Below are 231 nucleotides of genomic sequence, written 5' to 3'. Positions count from 1 at the left end.
CCTGTTTACGAGATGTACTCAAAACTCTTAGTGTAGAAAACCAGAAAATTAAAGAAGGCAACTCGAAGTCAATGCTGACCTTGCTACAAGCACAGCGCGAAGTTTTAGATCGTGATGAACACAAAAACTTCATTTTAAAACATCCAGAAACCGGTGAAGAACTCAACGAAATTTGTGTTACAGAGCCTGGATTGTACAGAGTGTTGAGCAGAGACACTTCAGATGCCGGTA

1 protein-coding gene is annotated in these 231 nt (G+C 40.7%); it reads left to right on the top strand.

The window, feature by feature from the left end; all coding sequences use genetic code 11:
• On the top strand, nucleotides 1–231 hold a 231-nt coding region (locus tag Q5762_RS39825), incomplete at both ends, for a hypothetical protein (protein ID WP_315897201.1).

Origin of the sequence: Streptomyces sp. P9(2023) (assembly GCF_032436795.1) — a bacterium.
Classification (GTDB): domain Bacteria; phylum Actinomycetota; class Actinomycetes; order Streptomycetales; family Streptomycetaceae; genus Streptomyces.
The sequence above is the reverse complement of the archived record's forward strand: the minus strand, read 5'-3'. Positions and strand labels throughout refer to the sequence as shown.